Raw genomic sequence first — 14633 nt, forward strand, 5'->3', positions numbered from 1 at the left:
CGGCACAGAATGTCGTCTTCTTTTTTTCAACGTCGGGCTATTCGATGAAACGTGTTTCTCAAATGACCGCGCTGGCACTGGCTTTAGGGCTCGCTTGCGCTTCTTCCTGGGCTGCTGAAACAGCACAGACGCTCACCCTCAACCAGTTACAGCAAAAGCAAGGCGCGGCGATCGATACCCGTCAGAGCGCTTTTTACAACGGCTGGCCACAATCACTCAATGGTCCTTCAGGACACGAACCTTCCGCACTGAACCTGTCTGCCGCCTGGCTCGACAAGATGAATGATGAACAACTCAGCGCCTGGGTTAAGTCACATCAACTTAAGACCGACGCTCCGGTGGCGCTGTATGGCAGTAATAACGACATGCAGGCCGTTAAATCCCGTCTGCAAAAAGTTGGCTTTAACCAGATTTCAACCCTCAGCGATGCGCTGACAGATCCTGCGCGTCTGCAACGTCTGCCGCACTTCGAACAGTTGGTCTACCCACAGTGGCTGCACAATCTTCAGCAGGGTAAAGACGTGACGGCCAAACCGGCGGGTGACTGGAAAGTGATTGAAGCCGCCTGGGGCGCGCCGAAGTTGTATCTGCTCAGCCACATCCCGGGCGCGGGCTATATTGATACCAATGAAGTTGAAAGCGAACCGCTGTGGAATAAAGTTTCCGACGAGCAGCTCAAAGCGATGCTGGCGAAACACGGTATCCGCCACGACACCACGGTGATTTTATATGGCCGCGATGTTTATGCCGCCGCGCGCGTGGCGCAAATTATGCTGTACGCAGGCGTGAAAGATGTTCGTCTGCTCGACGGCGGCTGGCAAACCTGGTCCGACTCAGGTTTACCGGTCGAACGCGGCACTCCGCCAACGGTGAAACCAGAACCTGATTTCGGCGTAAAAATCCCTGCCCAGCCGCAGCTGATGCTCGATACGGAACAGGCTCGCGGTCTGCTGCATCGCCAGGATGCGTCTTTGGTAAGCATTCGTTCATGGCCAGAATTTGTCGGTACTACCAGCGGCTACAGCTACATTAAGCCAAAAGGCGAGATCGCAGGCGCGCGTTGGGGCCACGCGGGCAGCGACTCTACCCATATGGAAGATTTCCATAATCCGGATGGCACCATGCGCAGTGCGGATGACATCGCCGCCATGTGGAAGCAATGGAATATCCTGCCGAATCAACAGGTCTCTTTCTATTGCGGTACCGGCTGGCGTGCTTCAGAAACGTTTATGTATGCCCGTGCAATGGGCTGGAAAAACGTCTCTGTTTACGATGGTGGCTGGTACGAGTGGAGCAGCAATCCGAAAAACCCGGTCGCCAGCGGTGAACGGGGTCCGGACGCCAGCAAGTAAGACAGGCATTATTGCCGGATGCGGTGAGAACGCTTTACCCAGCTACCTATATCATTGTTGTAGGCCGGATAAGCGAAGCGCATCCGGCAACGCATTACCTTACATCTGACGCTGAACGGTTTTCAGCGTCAGATATCCGCTCCAGATCCGGGTGAACGTTGTCATCCAGCACAACGCGCCAAAGACCCACGCCAGCACGGCAAAATAGTCCGGGAACAGACACCCCAACACAAACAGCAAAATTGTCTCAGTTCCTTCGGTCAGCCCGCCAAGATAATAAAACGATTTATGCGCGTAACCGGGGTTATCAATCTGATGTTTCGCTGCCAGTGCGGCGAAGGCCAGAAAGCTGCTACCGGTGCCAATAAACGCGAACAACAGCCAACTGCCTGCCAGCGCATTTTGCGCCGGAGCGGCAAGAATAAAACCAAACGGCACAAGGGCGTAAAACAGAAAATCGAGCGATATATCGAGAAATCCGCCGGCGTCGGATAGCCCTCTGCGCCGTGCCAGCGCCCCATCCAGTCCGTCAAACAACCGATTGAGCACAATGGCCACCAGCGCCGCCAGATACCAGCCTAACGCCAGAAATGGCAACGCCAGCACGCCAATGGCAAATCCGACCAGCGTAAGTCCGTCCGGGGTAATCGCCGGTTTATCGATAATACCTACGCACCGATGCAACAGCGGTTTTAATCGTGGATGAAGATGGCGGTCAAGCATGCGGGCGTCCTTTAAAACTGTCGCACAGTCCCTGCGAGGGAATATCGAGAGCGGCATTAAAACGCGCCGAGAGATTTTGAAACGCAATCAGCGCGGTCATTTCCGTAATGGCATCATCGGTAAAATGCTGCTTCATCTGCACTTTCAGCGCATCGTCAACCTGTGGAGGCGTTGCGGTAACCGCATCGGCATAGGCCAGCGCTACGCGTTCTTCTGCACTGAACAGCGTCGATTCTTGCCAGTTGGCAACCTGCAAGACTTTATCCAGCGCGCCACAGCGTTCTGCCAGCCGTAAACTATTCGCATCAACACAGAAAGCACAGTGGCAGACCTGAGAAACGCGGGTCATCAACAGCGCACGCATCACCGGCGTTAAGCGCGCCTTTTTACGCTCCAGAAACCCGACAAACAGCGCCACCAGCCAGAACAGAAACGGCATCCGCCCCCACCAGCGCGTGGGATGCAGCACATCGCCATAATGTTTTTTCTGCGTGGCAACGAGCGGTTTTAAACTGGAAGGGATACGCGTTAACGGCTTTACCCACGACTGAGGTTCGTTCAACGGTGGCTCCTGAATACTTTAGATAAAACAAAGATAACGATAGTATGTCATTTTCTGCTGTTAGATCTTGATGAATATGATGAAAACCCTCGACGTGGTCGCCGCTATCATTGAACGTGATGGCAAAATTTTACTGGCTCAACGTCCGCTGCATGCGGATCAGTCAGGCATGTGGGAGTTTGCCGGCGGTAAGGTTGAATCTGGCGAAAGTCAGCCCGAGGCGCTGATCCGTGAACTGCGTGAAGAGTTGGGCATTGAGGCGGTCGTGGGGCGCTACATTGCCAGCCATCAACGCGAGGTTTCAGGCCGATTGATTCACCTACACGCCTGGCATGTACCGTCTTTTCAGGGGGAATTGAGAGCATTTGAACATCAGGATATCGTCTGGTGCTCACCTGAAGAGGCGCTGCGTTATCCACTGGCGCCCGCCGATATCCCGCTGTTAGAGACGTTTATCCTTTTACGCGCCGCCAGACCAGCGGATTCGTGCTGATCGCTTTATCATCGCGCTGGCACTGCAACAGAACGCCATCGGCTTTAATCACCGCCCCTTCAGAGTAGTTTTGATCCTGATAAATACAGCACTGGCTACAGGGCTGCGCCCGCTGACCGCTGGAACTGAACACTTCCGGCGGTACATTCACCTGCACGTCCGGGCGATAAAGCTGATTTGCCAGCGTCGCGCAGGACACCAGTACCAACGCTCCTGCCATGATTAAACGGCGCATTGTCTTTCCTTTTTAACTGACATTTATGCTCAGTATAACGGTATAAATCGGCAGAAACTTTAGTCCCTTCTATCATCGCTTTTGGTTATGACCCACGGCGCAATATTAATTTACTTAGCGGGGTTAATTTTTTCTTGCGTCACGTCACACTGCTGATGGTATAGTCAAAAACTGCACAACACATAACATAAATATCAAAAATATAACCATATCAATACATAAGAGGTTCTTATATCTATGGATCAGACATGTTCTCTGGAGTCATTTCTTAACCATGTGCAAAAGCGCGACCCGAATCAGACCGAGTTCGCGCAAGCCGTTCGTGAGGTAATGACGACGCTGTGGCCCTTTCTCGAGCAAAACCCGCGTTATCGTCAGATGTCGTTGCTGGAACGTCTGGTTGAACCGGAGCGCGTGATCCAATTCCGCGTAGTTTGGCTGGACGATCGCAATCAGGTACAGGTCAACCGCGCGTGGCGCGTACAGTTTAGCTCTGCCATTGGCCCGTACAAAGGCGGTATGCGTTTTCACCCTTCCGTGAACCTGTCTATCCTGAAATTCCTGGGTTTCGAGCAGACCTTTAAGAACGCACTCACCACGCTGCCAATGGGCGGTGGTAAAGGCGGAAGCGATTTCGATCCGAAAGGTAAAAGCGAAGGCGAAATCATGCGTTTCTGCCAGGCACTGATGACCGAACTGTTCCGCCATTTAGGTCCTGATACCGACGTCCCGGCGGGCGATATCGGCGTGGGTGGTCGTGAAGTCGGCTTTATGGCCGGGATGATGAAAAAACTGTCCAACAACAGCGCCTGCGTCTTTACCGGTAAAGGTCTCTCTTTTGGCGGCAGCCTGATCCGCCCGGAAGCCACCGGCTACGGTCTGGTGTACTTCACCGAAGCAATGCTCAAACGCCATGGTCTGGGCTTTGAAGGCATGCGCGTGGCGGTTTCTGGCTCCGGCAACGTAGCGCAATTCGCCATAGAGAAAGCCATGGAGTTTGGCGCGCGAGTAGTTACCGCCTCCGATTCCAGTGGTACCGTAGTTGACGAAAGCGGATTTACCAAAGAAAAACTGGCGCGTCTGTGCGCGATCAAAGACAGCCGTGACGGTCGCGTGGCGGATTACGCCCGTGAGTTTGGCCTGACCTATCTGGAAGGCAAACAGCCGTGGTCGGTTCCGGTCGATATCGCCCTGCCGTGCGCCACTCAGAATGAACTGGATGTCGATGCAGCGCGCGTACTGATCGCCAACGGCGTGAAAGCTGTCGCCGAAGGGGCAAACATGCCGACCACTATCGAGGCCACCGATCTGTTCCTCGAAGCGGGCGTACTGTTCGCACCGGGTAAAGCCGCCAACGCAGGTGGCGTAGCGACATCCGGTCTGGAAATGGCGCAAAACGCCGCTCGTCTGGGCTGGAAAGCGGAGAAAGTGGATGCGCGCCTGCACCACATCATGCTGGATATTCACCATGCCTGCGTTGAATACGGCGGCGAAAGCAAGCAGACCAACTACGTACGTGGCGCCAACATCGCGGGCTTCGTGAAGGTTGCCGACGCGATGCTGGGTCAGGGCGTGATTTAACATTGTCTCTGCAGGCCGGATTGGGCACGGGTGCCGCATCCGGCTAAGCCTGATGCGCTATGCTTATCAGGCCTACAAACTTACAGACCCGCCTCTTCAGATGGCGGGCTTTTTTTCGCCGGACGTTTACGCGGTGCGCTTTTTTTCTTATCGCTACCACTACCGCCAGGTGCAGCAATTCCACGAAAGCGTCGTACCGGTGTGCTGCGCGCCTGATCGATAAGCTGATACAGCGTCCCCACCAGCGGCTGCATGAAATCCTGATAGCGACACTGCTTTTCGCTGATTTGGGTCAGGATAGATTCCCAGTGCGCGGTCATGTCCGGGCGCGTCGCCATTTCTGGCAGCGAGTGGAACAGCGCTTTTCCCGCGTCGGTCGAATGGATATAACGTCCTTTTTTCACCAGGAATCCGCGCTTAAACAGCAGCTCGATAATTCCGGCGCGTGTAGCTTCCGTACCTAAACCATCCGTTGCGCGCAGGATCTTTTTCAGATCTTTATCCTGCACGAATCGCGCAATCCCGGTCATCGCTGACAGCAGCGTGGCATCGGTAAAGTGCCGCGGGGGCTGGGTCTGACGTTCAACCACTTCGCCTTTTTCGCACAGCAGTTCGTCATCTTTTGCCACCACCGGCAGCGGCGTTCCGTCGTTATCTTCGTCGCGCTCTTTGTTACCGAGGAGCGTGCGCCATCCGGCTTCCGCCAGAAAACGCGCTTTGGCGACAAACTTACCTTTGGCGATATCCAGCTCAATAACGCACTTCCTGAATACCGCATCTGCGCAAAATTGCATCAGATACTGACGGGCAATCAGGTTGTAAATTTTCGCTTCGTTGTCGTTCAGGTTAATGGACGAACTGCGTGCGGTAGGAATGATGGCGTGGTGCGCATCCACTTTTTTGTCGTCCCAACAGCGATTTCGCGTATCGGGATTGACCGCCGGCTGCGGGAGCAGATCCAGCGCATGGACGCTAATCGCGTTCAGTACCGCGTGACGTCCGGCAAAGTGTTCTTCCGGCAGATAACGGCTATCCGAACGCGGATAGGTAATCAACTTATGGGTTTCATACAGCTTCTGGCAGATATCCAGAACGTTTTGCGCACTTAAACCGAAGCGCTTCGCCGCTTCAATCTGCAACGCCGACAGCGAGAACGGCAACGGCGCGGATTCTGATTCCCGTTTATCGTTATAACTGGTGACTATCGCCGGTTGACCGTTAATGCGGTTCACCACGTGTTCAGCCAGCGTGCGATTCAGCAAGCGCCCTTCTTCATCCTGATACGGCTCACACGCTTCGCTCGGCTGCCAGATAGCGGTAAACCGCTCATCGGCGGGCGTTACGATATGCGCTTTCACTTCGAAGAAGTCTTTGGCGACGAAGTTCTCTATCTCTTCATCGCGACGCACAACCAGCCCGAGCACCGGCGTTTGTACGCGCCCGACCGAAAGTACGCCCTGATAGCCCGCGTTACGTCCAAGAATGGTGTAAGCGCGCGTCATATTGATACCGTACAACCAGTCCGCACGCGCTCGCGCCAGTGCCGACACGCACAGCGGGATAAACTCACTGTTGGCGCGCAGCCGCTCAATAGCCCGCTCAACGGCCTGTGGGTTGAGGTCGTTAATCAGGCAACGCTGCACCTTCTGGCGCTTTTCAGGTGCCAGTTGCAGGTAATCCAGCACTTCATCCACCAGCAGTTGCCCTTCACGATCGGGGTCACCGGCGTGAATAACTTCGCTGGCTTCATGCAAAAAGCGCTTAATGACGTTGAGCTGTTTGGTCACCGAGGGGCGCGGTTGCAGTTGCCACTTTTCCGGGACAATCGGCAGATCGACCAGACTCCAGCGAGCGTAACGACTGTCGTAGGCATCCGGCTGCGCCTGTTCAAGCAGGTGACCAATACACCAGGTCACCACTTGTCCATTTCCGCATTCAATAAAACCATCGCCTTTGCGATGCGGCTTCGGCAGCACATCGGCGATAGCACGTGCCAGACTTGGTTTTTCGGCAATAAACAACCGCATCGAGTTAACGAATCTCAACCATGGCGCGACCGCCACGAGCTTCCACTAACTCACCAATGGCGGTGAGATCGATACTGAACTGCGCCGCTGCCGCTTTCACTTCGGCTTCAGCTTCCGGCGTTACCGCCAGCAGTAGACCACCTGAAGTTTGCGGATCGCACAGCAGATCGCGTACCGATTGCGGCATTTCACCCATCAGGTGTCCGTAGCTGGCAAAGTTACGTTGGGTACCCCCCGGCACCGCGCCCTGCGCGATGTATTCTTCAACGCCAGGCAGCTTAGGAATATCCTGGTAGACGATCTGTGCCTGAACGCCTGCGCCCTGGCACATCTCACTCAGATGCCCCAGCAGACCAAAACCGGTAACATCAGTCATGGCTTTCACGCCGTCAATATCGGCGAATGCCGCACCGGCAATGTTCATCCGGCACATCACTTCTGTCGCCAGTCCTTTGTGTTCTTCCTTCAGCAGTGATTTTTTCTCTGCGGTTGTCAGAACACCAATGCCCAGCGGCTTGGTCAGGAACAACTTACACCCTGCTTCAGCGGTGCTGTTTTTCTTCACGCGTTCGGTCGGCACAACGCCGGTTACCGCAAGGCCGAAGATAGGCTCTGGGGCATCGATAGAGTGGCCGCCCGCCAGCGCAATACCCGCCTGACGGCAGGCAAAGCGTCCGCCTTCGGTGACTTCGCGGGCGATTTCCGGTGCCAGCTTATCCAGCGGCCAGCCCAGAATAGCAATTGCCATAATCGGTTTGCCGCCCATAGCGAAAATATCGCTGATGGCGTTAGTCGCGGCGATGCGTCCAAAATCAAACGGATTATCGACAATCGGCATAAAGAAATCGGTGGTACTGATAACGCTGGTGCCGTTTCCAAGATCGTATACGGCCGCGTCGTCGCGGGTTTCATTACCCACCAGTAAGTTCGGATCAACAAACTTCGCCTGCTCGCTGTGCAGGATGGTTTCCAGCACTTTTGGGGAAATTTTACAACCGCAACCGGCTCCGTGGCTGTATTGCGTTAAACGAATAGCTTGCTCGCTCATGGACATCTCCTGTCATTGCAATCCGGATATGGTAGCGCTCATTCCTTGATGTGGTAAGAGTGACTGTCTGAATTCGGGTGTCTTTGCTCAGAATCCAGACAGTTTTGCCGTTGATATCAGAAATAACGGACGAATGCGCTCGGATCGGCAAGGTTAATCGTCGTGGATGCTTTTAGCTGCGGTGTGCCCAGATAGAGGAAACCGACGATTTTATCTTGCGGGCGACAGTCGAATGCTTCGCGCACGACCGCACTTTCGGTTAATGCACCACTGCGCCAGATACCGCCAAAGCCCTGGGCAATTGCGGCCATCTGCATAGCCATCACCGCACAACCGGCAGACATTTCTTGTTCCCACAGAGGAACCTTGTCGTTTTCTTCACATTTCGCCACCACGGTAATACTCAGCGGTGCGCGAAACGGTGCGCTGCGCGCTTTTTCCTGGGCTTTCGCGTCACTGCCTGCGGCAATCGCCCCTTTTTCAAGCACCGCGCTAAAACGATCACGCCCTTCGCCCTCAATGACAAAGAATTGCCACGGTTGCAGCGTTTTGTGGTCTGGCGCGCGCATACCCGCCCGCAGAATGTTTTGCAGTTGCTCTCCTGTCGGGGCCGGCTCGACGAGACGAGAGGCGCTACGACGGGTAATCAGTAATTCGAGTGCATCCATTTGCTTAACTCCAACAATGAGATTTGTTCACAAAATTAACACGTGAGCGGATTTTGTTACAGCACAGGCGGTGATTCCTGCTGACAAGTGCCTGTCGGGTCATTACGATAGCCTCATCTTATCGCCTTTCTCCGGAATTTCGGGATGGCGTGTTGTTAATCGGTAGGGAGAATACATGCGAACCCTGTGGCGATTTATTGCCGGATTTTTTAAATGGACATGGCGATTACTGAATTTCGTCCGTGAATTTGTGCTTAACCTGTTCTTCATCTTGTTGGTGCTGGTGGGCGTGGGCATCTGGATGCAGGTCAGCAGCAGCAATACCAGTGAACACGCTGAGCGAGGCGCACTGCTGCTGGATATCTCGGGGGTGATTGTCGATAAGCCTTCGAGCACCAGTCGCTTAAGCGTTATTGGTCGTCAGCTGTTTGGCGCCAGTTCCGATCGTCTGCAGGAAAACTCCCTGTTCGATATCGTGAATACTATTCGCCAGGCAAAAGATGATCGCAACATCACCGGCATTGTGATGGATCTGAAAAATTTTGCCGGGGCCGACCAGCCTTCCATGCAGTATATCGGTAAAGCGCTGCGGGAATTCCGCGACAGCGGCAAACCGGTCTTTGCCGTGGGCGATAACTTCAGCCAGGGGCAGTACTACCTCGCCAGTTTCGCCAATAAAATTTATCTCTCTCCGCAGGGTTCCGTTGATCTGCACGGCTTTGCCACCAACGGTTTGTACTACAAGTCCCTGCTCGACAAGCTGAAAGTTTCCACGCACGTGTTCCGTGTCGGGACTTATAAGTCTGCCGTAGAACCGTTCATTCGTGATGATATGTCTCCTGCCGCGCGCGAGGCCGACAGCCGCTGGATCGGCGAGCTGTGGCAGAACTATCTCGACACGGTCGCTGCCAACCGCCAGATCCCTGCTCAGCAGGTGTTCCCGGGCGCACAGGCCATGCTGGACGGTTTGACAAAAGTCGATGGTGATACCGCGAAATATGCGCTCGACAACAAACTGGTGGATGCACTGGCCTCCAGCGCCGAAGTCGAAAAAATGCTGACCAAACAGTTTGGCTGGAGCAAAGCGGATAAAAATTATCGCGCCGTCAGCTATTACGATTACTCGCTGAAAACGCCAGCGGATACTGGGGACAGCATTGGCGTCGTCTTCGCGAATGGCGCAATTATGGACGGTGAAGAAACCCCTGGGAATGTGGGCGGTGACACGACTGCCGCGCAGATCCGCGAAGCGCGTCTTGATCCGAAAGTGAAAGCAATTGTCCTGCGCGTGAACAGCCCTGGCGGCAGCGTCAGCGCTTCCGAAGTCATTCGCGCTGAGCTGGCTGCGGCAAAAGCGGCAGGCAAGCCGGTTGTCGTGTCCATGGGCGGCATGGCGGCATCCGGCGGGTACTGGATCTCCACCCCAGCAAGCTACATTGTGGCGAACCCCAGCACGCTGACCGGTTCAATCGGGATCTTTGGCGTGATCAACACTGTGGAAAACAGTCTGGATTCCATTGGTGTACACACCGACGGCGTGGCGACATCCCCACTGGCGGATATCTCCATCACCAAAGCGTTACCACCTGAAGTGCAGCAAATGATGCAACTGAGCATCGAGAACGGCTATAAGCGCTTTATCACGCTGGTCGCAGATGCGCGTAAGACAACGCCTGAGCAGATTGACAAAATCGCGCAGGGCCACGTCTGGACCGGCCAGGATGCGAAAGCCAACGGTCTGGTAGACAGTCTGGGTGATTTTGATGACGCCGTGGCGAAAGCGGCTGAGCTGGCCAAACTGAAGCAATGGCACATTGAGTATTATCAGGACGAACCGACATTCGTTGATATGGTGATGGACAGCATGTCCGGTTCCGTTCGTGCCATGCTGCCTGAAGCGATCCAGGCGATGCTCCCGGCGCCGCTCGCTTCTGCGGCGAGTACGGTTAAAGCGGAGAGCGATAAGCTGGCAGCGTTTAACGATCCGCAAAACCGCTATGCGTTTTGCCTGACCTGCGCCAACGTTCGCTAACCTGCCAATGCTGCCCCTGTCGGGGCAGCATTTTTTACGCATTCTGATGTCGCGTACTGCGAAAATCTCCAGGCGTACAGCCAAACTCCCGACTAAACAAACGAATAAAGTGCGCACAGTCGCTAAATCCCAGACGCAGCGCAATCTCCGTGACACTCTCTCCAGAATTCATCAACAGCCAGTGGGCATAACGCAAACGCGCACGTCGGATAAACTCTCCCGGCGACTGGGCGAACTCGGCGTTAAACAACCGGGTAAGCTGTCGCGGACTCAGGTTGACTTCAGTGGCCAGCCAGCGGGTCGAAATGGGCTTTACCAGTCCTTGCTCAATTAAAAAGACCGCTTTGCGTAACCGACTGTCGCTCACGTGGGTAAAACCTATCGCTCTGGAGACCGCCACTGACGTGCTGTCTATGCGGTTGGGGACGGACATCTGGAAGATGGCTTTTGTCGCCCTGTCGGGACCACAGTGGCGGCGAATAAGCTCTGTTGCCAGCCCTATCGTCGAAATGCCCCCCGGACAAGTCAGAATCCCTTTTTCCTCAACAAAATCGACCCCGCTACGGGCAGCCAGCTGAGGAAATTGCGTTTTAAAATCATTCAGATGCCAGGGATGGATCGCCGCCATCAGCCCATTGAGGAAACCTTCTTGCGCCAGAACAAAGCTCCCCGTGCAGATACCTACCAGCGGAATGTTGAGCTGATGCGCAAGATGCAGGTAACGTCGCGCGGCCCGATCGGCTTTCGCCATACTGCGCAGCAAGCCGCCAATCACCACCACATAATCAAATTGTTCCGGTGCAACGAATGCGCTATCCGGCATCATCGCCATTCCTGAACTGCTTAGAACTGGTCGGTCTGGTGTAGCGCTCATCAGACGCCAGGAGCAGCGAATTTTCTGGCTATCATCCCCCATATCCGCCGCATGACGTAACGCATCGGTTAACCCCGCCAGCGCCAGCAGAGGAAATTCCGGCCACAGAAGAATGCCGACATTCAACTGTGGTCTGCGCGGTGTCTCTGTCTGACTCGCATCGATAGCCGTAATGATGTCTCCATCCGCCCACTCGCCTGGCTGAAAAATTCTCAGGTCTTTCTTCACTTCAGGCTCCCGTTATAAACGTGAAAGGCGGCGTAAATTCGCGCTGGGGGGTAATGAAACACAAAGCAATCCAATCAATATCAAGAGAGCGCCTGCGATAAACGCGGGCTGCAGGGATTCACCAAGAAAGAGTACCCCGGCAATGATTCCCATCGCTGGCGTCATTAAAATCAGGGTTCCCAAAGATGCGACATGATAATAACGCAGCAGGGTAAACCAGATCAGGTAACTTAAAAAGGCGACAATCACCGTCTGAAAAGTCAGACTCATCACCAACACAGTCGTCAGTTGTACCGTCGTTTCTCCCAGCATCAGTCCGATAAGCAATAAAATCAGCGCGGTAGTCGCCAGTTGATAAAACAGTGTGCAGGACGAGGGAATAGTGGCGAGTCGGCTACAGCGGATCGCCACACTGGACGCCCCCCACGCCATACCGGCGAAAAGCCCGCACAGATCGCCCGTCAGGCTCCATTGTGTGTTGCCATTTTGAGGAACCATCGTAACGGCGATGGCGATGCCCAAAAAGGCGATCGCAAGCCCACACCATTGCAGACGACTCAGTCGCTCTTCAGGTAAAAGAAAATGTAATCCAATGGCCGAAAACAAAGGCGCAGTATACAGATAAAGCGCCATATGGGAGGCCGTCGTTAACGTGATCCCTACGGAAACCAGCACAAATTCAAGCGCAAATAGTAATCCAACGATTGCGCCCATTTTGGCGATATTACGGTCACGCAGAAGGCCAAAAATATTATCTCGTCGCTGAAACAACAATCCAATAAACAGCGCGGCGATTGCGGAACGCAAACCGACCTGTAAAAAAGGTGACATATCATCAGCAGCCGCTTTAATTGCCACCTGCTGACTGCCCCAGACACCGCAAATCACCACCATCAGCAAAATAGCCGCATTATCAATTCTCTTTCTGATCATTTCTGCACTCGACAACAACACACACCATAGAAGGCTGCTACTGTAGGGCCGAGGGTGCAAAACCACACTGAACAAACGGGACAAGGCACTGAACATAAATGACATATTGATCGGATGGCAGGTATGCGTCATTTGCACTGTATTTTTTCGGGGGGAACTTTATACTGCGCCTGTTTATGCACAACTTAACCTGTGACGCCCATGCAAAAGAAATCGATTTACGTTGCCTATACCGGCGGTACCATTGGTATGCAGCGCTCAGAACAGGGTTATATTCCTGTTTCCGGTCATCTCCAGCGTCAGCTGGCACTGATGCCTGAATTCCACCGCCCAGAGATGCCAGACTTCACCATCCACGAATACGTCCCGCTGATGGATTCCTCAGACATGACGCCAGAAGACTGGCAGCATATTGCTGAAGACATTAAAGCGCACTACGACGATTACGATGGTTTTGTCATTCTGCACGGCACTGACACCATGGCGTTTACGGCTTCGGCGCTCTCATTTATGCTGGAGAATCTGGGCAAGCCAGTCATTGTGACAGGGTCACAAATCCCATTAGCAGAGCTACGTTCTGACGGACAAATCAATTTGCTGAATGCGTTGTACGTTGCAGCAAATTATCCAATCAATGAAGTGACCCTGTTTTTCAACAACCGACTGTTTCGCGGCAACCGGACCACTAAAGCGCATGCTGATGGTTTTGACGCGTTTGCCTCACCCAACCTCGCACCACTGCTGGAAGCCGGGATCCACATTCGTCGGCTGGGAACACCGCCCGCACCTCACGGCACAGGTGAGTTGATTGTGCATCCTATCACTCCGCAACCGATTGGCGTGGTCACTATTTATCCAGGGATCTCCGCTGATGTAGTACGCAACTTCCTGCGCCAGCCAGTAAAAGCATTAATTTTGCGCTCCTACGGCGTGGGCAATGCGCCGCAGAATAAAGAGTTCCTGAAAGAACTTGAAGATGCGAGCTCGCGTGGCATTGTGGTGGTGAACCTTACGCAGTGTATGTCCGGCAAGGTGAACATGGGGGGCTACGCGACAGGGAATGCGCTGGCGCATGCTGGCGTGATTGGCGGCGCGGATATGACCGTCGAAGCCACACTCACCAAACTGCACTATTTGCTGAGTCAGGGACTGGATACGCAGACAATTCGTGAAGCAATGACGCAAAATCTGCGTGGTGAGCTCACGCCCGACGATTAAAGGAGTCTATGCCCATGGCCCGAGCCTTACTGTTGGTCGATTTACAAAATGACTTTTGTGCCGGTGGTGCCCTCGCGGTCCCACAAGGTGATAGCACGATCGATATCGCCAACCGCCTGATTGACTGGTGTGCCATACGCGGCGACACGGTCGTTGCCAGTCTGGACTGGCACCCGGCGAATCACGGTAGTTTTGCCAGCCAGCATCAGGTCGAGCCCTACAGCCAGGGGCAACTCGATGGCCTGGCGCAGACGTTCTGGCCCGATCATTGCGTACAAAACAGCGAAGGTGCTGCCCTGCATCCGCTGCTGAACCAGCGTGCGATAACTCAAACGTTCACTAAAGGTGAGAACCCGCTGGTCGACAGCTACAGTGCTTTTTTTGATAACGGTCGTCGTCAGGCTACCGCGCTGAATGCATGGCTACTCGAACACCGCATTGCCGAGCTCATCATCATGGGTCTGGCTACCGACTATTGCGTTAAATTCACCGTTCTGGATGCGCTCGATCTTGGCTACACCGTCAGCGTTATAACCGACGGCTGCCGTGGCGTTAATATTCAACCCCAGGACAGTGCAAACGCCTTTATGGAAATGGCTGCTGCGGGCGCAACGCTGTATACGTTGGACGACTGGCTGGAAACCCAGCCGTAAGCGATG

The 14633-nt window shown here is 54.2% G+C and carries 14 protein-coding genes; 6 read left to right on the forward strand and 8 right to left on the reverse strand.

Annotated features, from left to right (window positions below):
* The first annotated feature begins 44 nt into the window (after positions 1 to 44).
* Complete coding sequence (locus SK35_RS14220) at positions 45 to 1352, forward strand: sulfurtransferase (protein WP_048214352.1); 1308 nt, start codon at positions 45 to 47, stop codon at positions 1350 to 1352.
* A 99-nt stretch (positions 1353 to 1451) separates the two neighbouring features.
* Here the strand turns inward: SK35_RS14220 and SK35_RS14225 are convergent, their stop codons facing one another.
* Together SK35_RS14225 and SK35_RS14230 are read right to left on the reverse strand one after the other, a co-directional pair.
* A complete protein-coding gene (locus SK35_RS14225; RefSeq protein ID WP_048214353.1) occupies positions 1452 to 2075 on the reverse strand; it encodes a CDP-alcohol phosphatidyltransferase family protein in 624 nt (207 codons plus the stop codon).
* Positions 2068 to 2637 carry a carboxymuconolactone decarboxylase family protein gene (locus SK35_RS14230; RefSeq protein ID WP_048214354.1) on the reverse strand — a complete coding sequence of 190 codons (570 nt, stop codon included), beginning with the start codon at positions 2635 to 2637 and terminating at the stop codon, positions 2068 to 2070. Before SK35_RS14230 ends, SK35_RS14225 begins: the two co-directional genes overlap by 8 nt.
* Positions 2638 to 2716: 79 nt before the next feature.
* On the opposite strand from SK35_RS14230, the gene SK35_RS14235 reads away from it, so the two are divergent.
* Complete coding sequence (locus SK35_RS14235; RefSeq protein ID WP_048216321.1) at positions 2717 to 3130, forward strand: pyrimidine (deoxy)nucleoside triphosphate diphosphatase; 414 nt, start codon at positions 2717 to 2719, stop codon at positions 3128 to 3130.
* Here SK35_RS14235 and SK35_RS14240 read toward each other — a convergent pair.
* A complete protein-coding gene (locus SK35_RS14240; RefSeq protein WP_187426988.1) occupies positions 3090 to 3350 on the reverse strand; it encodes a DUF1496 domain-containing protein in 261 nt (86 codons plus the stop codon). The two genes, SK35_RS14235 and SK35_RS14240, sit on opposite strands and share 41 nt — an antisense overlap.
* 252 nt (positions 3351 to 3602) lie before the next feature.
* Here SK35_RS14240 and gdhA point away from each other — a divergent pair, with 252 nt between their 5' ends.
* Positions 3603 to 4946, forward strand: a complete 1344-nt coding sequence (gene gdhA, locus SK35_RS14245) for an NADP-specific glutamate dehydrogenase (protein ID WP_003832501.1) — start codon at positions 3603 to 3605, stop codon at positions 4944 to 4946.
* An 80-nt stretch (positions 4947 to 5026) separates the two neighbouring features.
* Here gdhA and SK35_RS14250 read toward each other — a convergent pair whose 3' ends face one another.
* From SK35_RS14250 to SK35_RS14260, 3 genes are all read right to left on the reverse strand, one after another.
* Positions 5027 to 6973: a DNA topoisomerase III gene (locus tag SK35_RS14250; protein WP_048214356.1), complete on the reverse strand. Its 1947-nt coding sequence runs from the start codon at positions 6971 to 6973 to the stop codon at positions 5027 to 5029.
* A gap of 4 nt (positions 6974 to 6977) precedes the next feature.
* The gene (gene selD, locus SK35_RS14255; RefSeq protein ID WP_048214357.1) at positions 6978 to 8021 is read right to left on the reverse strand and encodes a selenide, water dikinase SelD; all 1044 of its coding nucleotides are present in this window, start codon (positions 8019 to 8021) and stop codon (positions 6978 to 6980) included.
* Positions 8022 to 8137: 116 nt separating this feature from the next.
* Entirely contained in the window at positions 8138 to 8689 is a 552-nt protein-coding gene (locus SK35_RS14260) for an NAD(P)H nitroreductase (RefSeq protein WP_048214358.1), read from the reverse strand.
* Positions 8690 to 8864: 175 nt separating this feature from the next.
* Here SK35_RS14260 and sppA point away from each other — a divergent pair, with 175 nt between their 5' ends.
* Positions 8865 to 10721 (forward strand): signal peptide peptidase SppA, encoded by a 1857-nt coding sequence (gene sppA / locus SK35_RS14265; protein WP_032943122.1) that lies wholly within the window; start codon positions 8865 to 8867, stop codon positions 10719 to 10721.
* Positions 10722 to 10755: 34 nt separating this feature from the next.
* Here the strand turns inward: sppA and SK35_RS14270 are convergent, their stop codons facing one another.
* Together SK35_RS14270 and SK35_RS14275 are read right to left on the reverse strand one after the other, a co-directional pair.
* Positions 10756 to 11823, reverse strand: coding sequence for a GlxA family transcriptional regulator (locus SK35_RS14270; protein WP_053069290.1), 1068 nt, complete (start codon positions 11821 to 11823; stop codon positions 10756 to 10758).
* A gap of 12 nt (positions 11824 to 11835) precedes the next feature.
* On the reverse strand, positions 11836 to 12756 hold the full coding sequence (locus SK35_RS14275) for a DMT family transporter (protein ID WP_048214359.1): 921 nt from the start codon (positions 12754 to 12756) through the stop codon (positions 11836 to 11838).
* Between the two features lie 201 nt (positions 12757 to 12957).
* On the opposite strand from SK35_RS14275, the gene ansA reads away from it, so the two are divergent.
* Positions 12958 to 13974 carry an asparaginase gene (gene ansA, locus SK35_RS14280; RefSeq protein ID WP_003832492.1) on the forward strand — a complete coding sequence of 339 codons (1017 nt, stop codon included), beginning with the start codon at positions 12958 to 12960 and terminating at the stop codon, positions 13972 to 13974.
* A 14-nt stretch (positions 13975 to 13988) separates the two neighbouring features.
* Positions 13989 to 14627 (forward strand): bifunctional nicotinamidase/pyrazinamidase, encoded by a 639-nt coding sequence (gene pncA, locus SK35_RS14285; protein ID WP_048214360.1) that lies wholly within the window; start codon positions 13989 to 13991, stop codon positions 14625 to 14627.
* Positions 14628 to 14633 lie beyond the last annotated feature (6 nt).

Origin of the sequence: Citrobacter sp. MGH105, from assembly GCF_001037485.2 — a bacterium.
In the GTDB taxonomy this organism is placed as follows: domain Bacteria; phylum Pseudomonadota; class Gammaproteobacteria; order Enterobacterales; family Enterobacteriaceae; genus Citrobacter; species Citrobacter portucalensis.